This window comes from Nostoc sp. ChiSLP03a, from assembly GCF_034531215.2.
GTDB lineage: Bacteria > Cyanobacteriota > Cyanobacteriia > Cyanobacteriales > Nostocaceae > Nostoc.
On sequence record NZ_JAVRBQ020000110.1, the window covers coordinates 24,722 to 36,836 of the forward strand.

At 47.1% G+C, this 12,115-nt stretch carries 6 protein-coding genes; 3 read left to right on the plus strand and 3 right to left on the minus strand.

Annotated elements, in window-relative coordinates:
- Positions 1 to 147: 147 nt before the first annotated feature.
- From RMY32_RS18620 to RMY32_RS18630, 3 genes are all read left to right on the plus strand, one after another.
- Positions 148 to 1,683, plus strand: coding sequence for an efflux RND transporter periplasmic adaptor subunit (locus tag RMY32_RS18620; protein ID WP_322709918.1), 1,536 nt, complete (start codon positions 148 to 150; stop codon positions 1,681 to 1,683).
- Positions 1,680 to 4,802 carry an efflux RND transporter permease subunit gene (locus RMY32_RS18625; protein ID WP_322709919.1) on the plus strand — a complete coding sequence of 1,041 codons (3,123 nt, stop codon included), beginning with the start codon at positions 1,680 to 1,682 and terminating at the stop codon, positions 4,800 to 4,802. The genes RMY32_RS18620 and RMY32_RS18625 overlap by 4 nt, the downstream gene beginning before the upstream one ends.
- Positions 4,803 to 5,013: 211 nt before the next feature.
- A complete protein-coding gene (locus tag RMY32_RS18630) occupies positions 5,014 to 8,130 on the plus strand; it encodes an efflux RND transporter permease subunit (RefSeq protein ID WP_322709920.1) in 3,117 nt (1,038 codons plus the stop codon).
- 332 nt (positions 8,131 to 8,462) lie between these two features.
- Here RMY32_RS18630 and RMY32_RS18635 read toward each other — a convergent pair whose 3' ends face one another.
- The 3 genes from RMY32_RS18635 to RMY32_RS18645 all read right to left on the minus strand — a co-directional run bounded on the left by RMY32_RS18635 (position 8,463) and on the right by RMY32_RS18645 (position 11,955).
- Entirely contained in the window at positions 8,463 to 9,281 is an 819-nt protein-coding gene (locus tag RMY32_RS18635) for an ABC transporter permease (RefSeq protein WP_322709921.1), read from the minus strand.
- A 159-nt stretch (positions 9,282 to 9,440) separates the two neighbouring features.
- Positions 9,441 to 10,418, minus strand: a complete 978-nt coding sequence (locus tag RMY32_RS18640) for an ABC transporter permease (RefSeq protein WP_409883391.1) — start codon at positions 10,416 to 10,418, stop codon at positions 9,441 to 9,443.
- Positions 10,369 to 11,955 carry a sugar ABC transporter ATP-binding protein gene (locus RMY32_RS18645; protein ID WP_322709924.1) on the minus strand — a complete coding sequence of 529 codons (1,587 nt, stop codon included), beginning with the start codon at positions 11,953 to 11,955 and terminating at the stop codon, positions 10,369 to 10,371. Before RMY32_RS18645 ends, RMY32_RS18640 begins: the two co-directional genes overlap by 50 nt.
- Positions 11,956 to 12,115: the final 160 nt, after the last annotated feature.

The window sequence follows — 12,115 nt, forward strand, 5'->3', positions numbered from 1 at the left end:
TCATCATGATTTGACAAGGCACATCGAGCAAACCGGAAAAAACGAATTATTTAGATGTGCCGCCTCAAATGAAATTAGGATCGGCGGCAGTTGAGGTAGTAAAGGATTTCACGGTTTTTAATTAACAAAAATGCATTGGAGGTTCTGATGAACCATGAAATTTCTAACGATTTGACTGAGAACAGCATAGAACCAGAGCTACCGCGATCGCCAAAAAAGAAAAAGATTACTTTGATAATTTTGGGCGTGCTATTACTGGCTGGACTAGGTTTTTTTAACATCTATGCAGATGCAGCCAAGTCAGACAAAAGTGAAAAATCTGGGCGTAATAAGCAACAAGTTACACCTGTAACTGTGGCAATGGTGACACAAAAAACGGTTCCCTTACAATTGCAGGCGATCGGCAACGTGCAAGCGGGGTCTACAGTATCGATTACGCCCCAAGCTAGCGGACGGATTGTTGGCGTTTATTTCAAGAAAGGTCAAGATGTAAAAAAGGGACAACTTTTGTTTACCCTAGATGACCGATCGCAAGCTGCTGCAATTCAGCAAGCTCAAGGTGTTGTAGCAAAAGACCAAGCCTCGGTACAACAAGCCAGAGATGCATTAACTAGAGATTTGGGTCAGATAGACCAAGCTAGAGCCACTTTAGTCAAAGACCAAGCCTTAGTGCGACAAGCCGAAGCGAATTTAGCCAAAGATCGAGCGCAAGCAGAATTTGCTCAGGGACAGAGCGATCGCTATAGTGCGTTGTATAAGAAAGGCGCGATTAGTTTAGATCAAGCACAGCAATACGTTTCCAATAGCAAATCGGCCACAGCAACCCTACAAGCAGATCGAGAAGCGATCGCTAATGCTGAGGCAGTTTTGAAAAGCGATCGCGTGGCGCTGACTAATGCTGAGGCTGTTGTCCAAGGCGATCGAGCTGCGATCGCTAATGCTCAGGCTGTTGTCGTTTCCGACCAAGGAGCATTAGAAAATACCAAAGTGCAATTATCTTACGCCAAAATTTATGCGCCGATTGATGGTCGCGCTGGCAATATTCTGGTAACTCAGGGGAATGTGGTACAAGCCAACAGCACTACTCCACTTGTTACCATCACCCAAATTCGCCCGATTCAAGTTGCTTTTTCCATTCCTGAAACAAATCTGCCCCAAGTACAAAAGTATATGCAGAATGGCAAGCTGAAGGTAGATGTAACGTTCCCCGATAATCCATCTCATGCAATTCCAGGTGCTTTGACGTTTGTCAACAATACGGTCGATAACACTACGGGGACAATTCAACTAATTGGCGACTTTGATAACACTCAGGGACACTTATTTCCCGGTCAATTTGTCAACGCAACCCTAACGCTGACTGAACAACCAAATGCAACGGTTGTTCCTTCCCAAGCCGTGCAGAATGGCCCCGATGGGCAATTTGTTTTTGTAGTTAAGCCAGACATGACGGTAGAAAATGTTCCAGTTACAGTTAGCAGCACCATTCAGGGGCTAGATGTGATTCAGAAAGGGCCGCAACCAGGCGATAAAATTGTTACCGATGGTCAAGCGAATCTCGTTTCGGGTAGCAAAATCCGCATCAAAACAGCCGGCAATGACTCAAATGCAGGTGGAAATTTCCCAAGAAGAGGAAGGGGGGCAGGGGGAGAATCCCCGAAGTCAGGCGGAGGTGAATCATGAACCTTTCAGAACCATTTATCCGCCGCCCGATCATGACGACTTTGGTAATGGCGGCGATTTTGATCTTCGGTTTCATGAGTTATCGCTTGCTGCCCATCAGCGATTTACCAAGTGTAGATTATCCCACAATTCAGGTAAGTGCTTCCCGACCGGGAGCCAGCCCGGAAACAATGGCAGCATCGGTTGCCCGTCCTCTAGAAAAGCAATTTTCTAGTATTGCTGGACTCGATTCGCTCAACTCAACTAGCACTCTGGGACAGACTCAAATTACCCTGCAATTTAACCTGAGTCGGAATATTGATGACGCGGCGCAGGATGTGCAAGCCGCGATATCGGGAGCATCGGGGCAAATTGCTAACGATTTACCCAATCCTCCCACCTATAGCAAAGTTAACCCCGCAGACCAACCGATTCTCTACCTTTACCTGGATTCCCCCACACTGCCCCTTTCCCAGGTAGATAATTATGCCGAGACTTATCTGGCGCAAAAGCTATCTACAATCAATGGGGTGGCACAGGTAGCTGTTTACGGTTCCCAAAAGTATGCGGCTCGAATTCAACTCGATCCGCAGCAATTGGCAACGCGGCAAATTGGGCTAGATCAGGTGGCGACGGCGATTCAACAGGGTAACGTTAATTTGCCTACCGGCAGTCTTTCAGGAAATCACAAGAATTTTACAGTTCAAACTAACGGACAACTTGAGGATGCGGCTGCTTATCGCCAGTTGATTGTCTCTTATAAAGATGGAATGCCCATCTATCTCAATCAACTGGGTCGGATTGTTGACAGTGTAGAAAATGACAAGGTGGCAAGCTGGTATAACAATACTCGCGCCATTATTCTCACCATTCAAAGACAGCCCGGAACTAATACGGTGCAAGTCGTAGACACGATTAAGAAATTGCTACCGGATTTGCGAGAACAGATTCCGGCATCCGTGGAAATTGGGATTCTCTATGATGCATCTCAATCAATTCGAGATTCAGTAGATGATGTCAGATTTACGTTGATTTTGACGATCGCTCTAGTTATCTTGGTAATTTTCATCTTTTTGCGGAACCTTTCAGCCACGGTGATTCCCAGTTTGGCGTTACCCGTTTCGCTGATTGGTACCTTTGCAGTGATGTATTTGCTGCACTACTCACTAGATAACCTATCACTGATGGCATTGACCCTTTCGGTGGGTTTTGTAGTGGATGATGCGATCGTCATGCTAGAAAATATCGTCCGTCACATGGAAATGGGGGAACGTCCGTTAGAAGCGGCGTTGAATGGGTCGAGAGAAATTGGTTTCACAATTTTATCGATGACACTTTCCTTAGTTGCAGTGTTCATTCCCATGTTGTTCATGAGTGAAGTCCTGGGACGATTATTTCATGAATTTGCTGTGACGATCGCAGTGGCAATTCTCGTTTCTGGTTTTGTGTCTTTGACTTTGACTCCGATGTTGTGCAGCCGTTTTCTGCGTCCTGTAGATCATGCTAATCAAAGCCGGTTATATCAAGCTTCCGAATATGTCTTCGATCGCTTCCTCGGTTTGTACGATTGGAGTCTCAAAAAAGTCTTAAAATATCACCGCACCACGATGATTTTATCTGTCGTTCTATTGGTGGTGACAGTTGGGTTGTTGCTGGTAGTTCCCAAAGGCTTTATTCCTAGCGAAGATACCGGGCAAATTACAGGTATTACTCAAGCAGCCGAGGATGCATCCTTTGATAATCTTGTGCAGCATCAGCAGACAGTTGCTAACTTGATTCGCCAAGATCCGAATGTAGATGCAGTCAACTCCAATATTGGCGCGGGAGCGAGTGCTAATGGCAGTGGGGCAGCAGTTGCAGCCAATTCCGGGAGTTTGTTTATTCGGTTAAAACCGCGATCGCAGCGCCAACTAGGGGCTGACGAAATCGTGCAAAATTTGCGAACCAAACTCGCCACTGTTCCAGGCATCCAAGTATTCTTACAAAATCCTCCAGCAATACCTATTGGCGCTCAACAAAGCACAGGACTTTATCAGGTTGCACTTCAGAGTTCTAATGTCAAACCCTTACAGGAATATGTTCCCCAACTTGTTCTGAAGATGAAGAACTTGCCAGAACTCCAGGATGTCAACAGCGATTTACAGTTTGCTTCCCAGATTCAAATTGACATTGACCGCGATAAAGCCTCAACTTATGGGATTACCGCCGAGCAAATTGAAAATACCCTCAGAAGTGCTTATGGTTCCTACCAAGTGTCAACCATCTATGCAGCAACCAATGAGTATCAGGTGATTTTGGAATTAGCACCTCAGTTTCAGCAGGATATCAATGCTCTGTTGACCTTATATATTAACTCCAGCACAGGAGTAGCAGTTCCTCTGAAGACATTCGCCAAACTATCTCAGGGAGTCAGCCCGTTAATGGTCAATCATAACGGTCGGATGAACGCCGCTACCATTTCCTTTAACCTCGCTCCCGGTGCGTCCTTGGGAAATGCCAACCAAAAAATTGCAGAACTGATCGATCGAGTGATTCCTAAGAGCATTAGTACCAGCTTTCAGGGCGCAAGCCAGGTATTTCAAAGTTCACTGCCGAGTTTGGGTTTACTGTTAGCGATCGCCATCTTAGTAATTTATCTAATCTTGGGTATTCTCTATGAGGATTTCATTCACCCAATTACGATTCTTTCCGGTTTGCCATCAGCAGGTTTTGGGGCATTGTTAACGCTGATAATATTCCATGTTGAATTGAATGTTTACTCCTTCATCGGCATAATTCTTTTAGTGGGCATTGTGAAGAAAAACGGGATTATGATGGTGGACTTTGCAATTGAAGCCCAGCGAGAAGAATTGAAAAAACCGTCTGAGGCAATTTATCAAGCCTGTTTGGTGCGCTTCCGGCCGATTATGATGACGACAATGGCAGCATTAATGGGAACCTTGCCCATAGCGATCGGATTTGGGGCTGGTTCCGAATCTCGCCGTCCTCTAGGGATTGCAGTTGTGGGCGGGCTAGTGTTTTCTCAGATATTGACCTTGTATTTAACACCCGTGTTCTATATCTATATGGAATCATGGCGGAAGAAGCTTAATCAAGTTAAATTCCGGCGGGTATTTTCATTTTCAGGGGAGCGATCGTGATATTTAACAATTCAAAATTCAAAACTCAAAATTAAAGACAACACAGACTAAGTACAACATCTCATTAATTCATAGCGAAATCTCTGCGTGCCTCTGCGCTTACCTCTGCGCCCCTTTGCGTTTAAATTTCAACCCTCAATTCGCCATAATTTTACGCAAAGCTGTACTAAGCGATCAGCATCGCCATCACATTTCTGGGAGAACAAAACTCATGAACCTTTCAGAACTCTTCATTCGTCGTCCAGTCATGACCACCTTGGTAATGATGGGTATCCTTATTTTCGGTCTCATGAGTTATCTACTGTTACCCATCAGCGCCCTACCCAACGTTGAATATCCTTTTATATCTGTCTCTGCTAGTCTCCCTGGTGCCACCCCAGAAACAATGGCATCTTCAGTCGCCGCACCCCTCGAAAGACAGTTTACCGAAATTGCCGGACTCAATTCATTTAATTCCACCAGTTCCACAGGCAGCACCAACATCTCCCTACAATTTGACTTTAGCCGCAGAGTGGAAGATGCCGCCAAAGATGTACAGGCGGCGATCTCAGCAGCAGCCGGACAACTGCCAGCCGGAATGCCTCACCCCCCCACATACCGCAAAGTTAACCCATCTGTCTCACCAATTCTCTTCCTCTATATGTATTCGGAGACACAGCCAATCTCGACAGTAGATGAATACGCAGAGGTAACAGTTGGTCAACCAATTTCGATGATTGATGGTGTTGCTCAGGTACAAGTTTTTGGTCAACAGCAATATGCAGTCCGCGTCCAGCTTGACCCGCGAGAGTTGGCATCAAGGGGAATTGGTTTAAATCAGGTAAAAACTGCAATTCAACAGGGAAATGTCAACTTACCAACCGGCAGTCTCTCTAATACTTACAAAAGTTATACAATTCAGGCGAACGGTCAACTCACCGATGCTGACAGCTATCGCCAGCTAATTGTAACTTACAAAAATGGTGCGCCCGTGCGGCTTCAGGATTTGGGGCAGGTGATTGACAGCGAACAAAACGTCAAAGTCTCGAATTTGTATAGCGATCGCAAAGTAACAAACCGTCATTCTGTTGTTCTAGCTGTACAGCCGCAACCAGGTGCTAACACGGTAAATATTGTTGATGCCATCCAAGAACTTTTACCTACACTCCGCGAACAAGTTCCCAAATCTATTGAGATGGGGATTATGTACGATCGCTCCCAAACCATCCGAGCCTCTGTCAATGATGTGAAATTTACCTTGGTTCTCTCGGTTTGTCTAGTTGTCTTAGTTATTTTCTTATTCTTGCGTGACATCACTGCTACCCTAATTCCCAGTTTGGCGTTACCTGTAGCGATCATTGGCACTTTTGCGGTGATGTATCTGTCAGGTTTCTCCCTAGACAACCTCTCACTAATGGCGTTGACCCTTTCTGTGGGCTTTGTTGTGGATGATGCGATCGTGGTGTTGGAAAATATTGTTCGTTATCGAGAAATGGGCGAATCTCCCCTAGACGCGGCATTGAAGGGATCGAGGGAAATCAGCTTCACAATTTTGTCAATGACCCTTTCCCTAGTGGCGGTGTTCATCCCGATTATGTTCATGAGTGGAATAATCGGGAAATTATTTCATGAATTTGCCGTGACGATCGCAGTGGCAATTTTGGTTTCGGGTTTTGTTTCCCTCAGTCTCACTCCCATGTTATGCAGTCGCTTTCTGCGTTCGCATCAACAAAGACCAAATCTGCTATATCGAGTTTCAGAACGGGCATTTGATTTACTACTGCGGGGATATGATTGGACTCTTAAGCCTGTCTTAAAATACCGCTTGATGACACTGATTGGTTCTGGCATTCTGCTGGTAATGACCATCTATTTGTTCGTCATCGTTCCCAAAGGATTTATTCCTACAGAAGACACCGGACAACTGACAGCCAACACCAAAGGAGCGCAAGATATTTCTTTTGATGATATGCGCCGTCACCAACAAAAGGTTGTTGATATCATTCGTCAAGACCCTAACATTGAAGCCGTTGACTCAATTGTGGGTGCAAGTGGGCCGAATGCCTCGGTGAACTCCGGGCGAATTACGATTCGGCTCAAGCCACGTTCTCAACGTAAACTGAGTGCTGACCAAATCATTCAAGAGTTAACCCCTAAGTTGAGACGTGTAGTTGGGGTTAAGACATTTCTGCGTTCTCCGCCAGCTATTCCCATCGGCGGACAACAAACCAATTCTACTTATCAGTTCACGTTGCAGAGTTTGAATTTACAAGACCTGCGCCAATACGTTCCTAAACTTGTAGATAAAGTCAAAACCCTACCAGGACTCCAGAACGTTGACAGCGATTTACAACTCAGCACTCCTCAAATCCAAGTCAAATTTGACCACAACAAAGCCGCAACCCTTGGCATTACCGCTCAACAAGTTGAACAAACCCTCAGCGCTGCTTATGGTTCTAGCCAGGTGTCAACTATTTATACCCCAAATGACCAATTCTATGTAATCTTGGAAGTCAAACCGGAATTTCAACGAGATCCTAGCGCTCTATCGATGCTCTATGTGCAATCAAGTACTGGAAAACTTGTTCCTTTGAGTGCGATCGCTAATATTACTCAGAGTGTCGGCCCGCTCACGGTTACTCACGTTGCTCAACTCCCCTCTGCAACTATCTCTTTTGATACCCTCCCAGGAACGTCTCTAAGTCAAGCTACAGATGCTATTAAGCAAGCAGCCAGTGAGGTACTACCCTCAACAATTACCCCCAGCTTTCAGGGTTCAGCCCAGACTTTTCAACAGTCCTTCAACGATTTAGGCGTGCTGTTGTTGGTGTCTATTGTAGTCATCTATCTCATTCTCGGTATCCTCTATGAAGATTTCATTCACCCAATCACCATTCTTTCTGGTTTGCCTTCGGCGGGTTTTGGTGCATTATTGACGCTGCTGATTTTCCAGGTTGATTTAAATCTTTACTCTTTCATCGGCATAATTCTCTTAGTGGGCATCGTCAAGAAAAACGGCATCATGCTGGTGGATTTTGCTATAGAAGCGCAGCGAAAGGAAGGAAAAAATTCCTTTGATGCCATCTATGCCGCTTGTTTGATTCGCTTCCGTCCGATTATGATGACGACGATGGCAGCTTTAATTGGAACATTACCCATTGCTCTGGGGACAGGAGTAGGTTCAGAAGCGCGTCGTCCTTTGGGGATTGCGATCGTTGGTGGATTGGTGTTCTCTCAGATATTAACTCTCTATCTGACTCCAGTGTTTTACATTTATATGGAGACATGGCGGAAAAAGCTGAGTATGCAGAGTAGGAAAACTGAAAAAAAAACATCTGCCAGCAGTTAAAAGTTAATGATAGTTTTTAGTAAAATCGAGCATGAGTAAAGCGATCGCTTAGAGTCAATAACCGAATGGCACGCTTGTAAAGCCTAAAGGCTTGTGTCGTCTTGTTCCCAGCCTGGAGGCTTGGGAATGTATTTATAGCAACAGTCAAGGTGGTTAGGACATCAACAGACGATAAAACTTAGACACACACAAAAAGGCTTTTCACCCAGTCCCCATTACCCCTTATCCCCTTCAGGGGCCCCACCATCCCCAGTCCCCAGTCCCCACTCCCTTGCTATAACGTTGAACAGAGTCAGAAACTCTGAACAACTACAACTTCCGTTTCAATAAACTCAGCTTCTCTGCACGATACGCTGCTGAAAAAGCACGACCAAAAGTAAGAAGGCCCCACGAAGTACGAGTTGCCACCAAGGAGTAATGGTTCCCTCAAGATTTAAAAGATTGTACATCATTCCGAGTAAAAGTACACCGACTAGCGTCGGAAACACGCTCCCTTGACCCCCTGCGAGAAACGTTCCTCCCATAACGGTGGCGGCGATCGCATCCGTCTCCCAGCCAAAGGCAGCGACAGGCTGACCCGCCCCTAGACGACCTGCGAGAATAATACCAGCAAGCCCTGAAAGCAACCCGCTAAATGTGTAGACTGCCAGCTTTACTTGGTTTGGGTTCACGCCCATGAGCCGAGAAGCCTCCTCGTTATTGCCAATAGCGAATATGTGCAAACCTAATCGGCTTCTGTGCAGCATAAACCAAGCTGCAAAATATAAGAGTGCAACTATCAGCACAGGTACAGGAACCCAACCAATGAATCCCCTACCCAGCCAAATAAATCCCGATGCTGTCGATGATACGGCAATGGACTTTTCCTCGGTGATGCTCAACGCCAGACCGCGTGCAGCGCTGGCAGTGAATAAGGTAACAACGAACGGCTGAAGCCGCGCACGCGATACAAGAAGACCATTGACTACACCGAGCAACGTGGTGCTAGCAATGCCACCGACGATCGCCACGAAGCTTCCTTGTTCGGCAAGCATTGCTGTAACAACACCGCCTAGAGCAACCAGGGAACCCACAGACAGATCGATTCCTCCACTCAAGATGACGACAGTCATGCCTAGCGCCACGATCGCCAGCATACTATTCTGTCGCATGATGTTCATCAGATTAACAGGTGTCAGGAAGGTTTCATAACGAAAGGATGCGAAAACAGCCAAACTAAGGAGCATGAGTAGCACGCCCTGGGAGGTGAGGAGCTTGGCAAGATGCCGCAAACCCGTAAGCGCAAGAGACCTTGTAGCAGGCATGACGCGTTAAACCTCCCTCGGACGCTGCAAAAAAATGGCGAAAAGAATGATTACGGATTTCAAAACCAATGACCAGGTAAAAGGAATCAGCAGCATATTGAAACTTGTGGAAATCACCTGCATGAGCAAGGCTCCGACAACAGTACCGAGGACATTTGCCCGACCACCGGAGAAGGGCGTACCGCCAACAACAACAGCCGCGATCGCATCAAATTCCGCGTTGACACCGACCTTACTCGGATCGCCCATACCCAGCCTCGCTGTCTCGATAAGTCCGGCTAACCCAGCAAGCAGGGCGCTAATTATATAGACTATATATTTCACGCGCTCCGCACGGATACCCGCAAGCCGTGCGGCCTCCTCGTTGCCGCCAACTGCAACGATATGACGGCCCAAAAGCGTAGAGCGAATACAGAAAAAAGCTGCCGCGATCGCTACTCCCGCAATGACAACTTGAATTGGTATAGAACCGAGATAGCCCTTTCCCAGCGCTTCAAATGTCGGATTGACGAAAGGAACGAGCTTACCGTCCCCGATCACCTGAGCAATTCCACGCCATAAGATCAGAGCCGCCAAGGTGACGATCAAGGCATCAAGTTTCAGACGTGAGATCAGAAAGCCATTGATCGAACCAACCAATAGAGCAGCGCTGAAAGCGAACAAGATAGCCACAGTCATCCCATACTTAATCAGCAATGCCACAATGACTGAAACCAATGCCATAGTAGAGCCAACCGTCAGGTCGATGCCACGGGAGGCAATGACAAAGGTCATGCCAATGGCAATCAACATTGTTGTGGATACTTGCAGCAACATATTCAATGTGTTGCTAATTGTTGCAAAACGCGGTGTGAAGATGGCGTTCGCAACATAGAGAATTAAGAGTGCCGCAAATGCACCGAAGTTTGGATTCCACAGGGTTCCCCAACCCAGATTAGGCTTCTTGCTCTTCATTTGGGTTTTGCTCTGTTTGAGATTGTCCACCGACGGCTTCCTGACGATCTGCGCCTTCTGCCATTGCGTGCAGAATTGCCTTGACGTTCTTCTGTTCGCCACCCAGTTCCGCGATTGACTGCCCGTCACGCAGAACGACCACACGTTGCGAGCCTTCAACTAACTCTTCCACTTCCGAGGAAATCATCAGAACTCCCAGCCCTTGCTCTGCTAGTTCGGCAATTAGCTGCTGGATCTCGCGCTTTGCACCAACATCAATACCACGAGTTGGCTCATCGAGGAGCAGAAGTTTTGTATTCTTGCACAGCCATCGTGCCAGAAGCACCTTCTGCTGATTGCCGCCCGATAGTTCGTGGATCTTCTGCTCGGCGCTGGCGGCTTTGATATCAAGACGCTGCATGAAACGCTCTACAAGCTCGCTCTGTTGTTTTCTGGAAACAATGCCCCATTGTGTAAGGTTCGGCAGGGCAGCAAGCGTGAGGTTTTCGCGCACCGAAAGCTCAGGGATGATGCCGTCTGCCTTGCGATCCTCAGAAAGGAAAGCGATGCCTGCGTCTATGGCATCATGAGGATCGCGCAGAGATAAAAGACTACCTTCGAGTTTTACAGTTCCACCTTCAAGTGGTTCAGCTCCAAACAAGGCACGCACCGTTTCACTACGACCAGAGCCGAGTAAACCCGCAATCCCAACGATTTCGCCATGCCGCATTTCAATGGAAACACCATTGAGCCGTTTTTTATATTTGAGAGCTTCCGCTTGCAGCAACACTGGCTGACAAGGTGTGTTTTGCGAGTGTCCTGCAAATGCCGTGACTCCTTGGCTCACCTCTTCGGGTTTACGACCTAGCATAAAACAAACGAGTTCCAGACGAGTCAGCGAAGAGAGCGATCGCGTCACGATGTTGCGCCCATCACGCAGTACCGTCACGCGATCGCACACGGCATAAAGTTCTTCAAAACGGTGGCTGACGTAGACGATAGATGTCCCTTGCGACTTTAGCCGCCGCATGACATCAAAAAGCACAGAAACTTCAGTTTCCGTCAGCGAACTCGTGGGTTCATCAAGGATCAGCACCCGCGCCCCAAAGGATATAGCGCGGGCGATCGCTACCATCTGGCGATGGGCAATATTCAGCGAACCAACCACTGAGCGCGGGTCGATATGCAACCCCAGGCGCTCCAGAATATCGGCTGCCCTAGTATTCATCACCCGTCTATCAATGATGCCGAAGCGATGCGGCTCCCTGCCCAGAAAAATATTCTCGGCAACAGTTCGGAAATCCACGAGCTGGATCTCTTGGTAGACGGCTACAATGCCTGCCGCCTGTGCTTCAGTCGGGTTTTGAAATGCAACGGTTTTCTGGTCGTACTCCATAACACCTGAGTCCCGCCGATAAGCCCCCGTCATCATCTTGATGAGCGTCGATTTCCCAGCACCATTTTCTCCGACCAGTGCATGAATCTCCCCTGCCTTCAGTTCAAAATCCACTTCCGAGAGCGCTGGCACGCCGGAAAAACTTTTTTTTATACCCGTCATGCACAGGACATTTCTAGTCGCCTGATTCATCGGCTTTACCTAGTTTTTGTCTTATACCAAATTAATATGAAGCTGCATAGAATAGAGCTTCCAAGATAAAGTTATAAGAAGAGACAGAAATTACCTGCTCAAATGTGAGTTGGTCGAAGATTTCTTGGATGCGCTCGCGTAAAGCTTGTAAAGAAGAGAA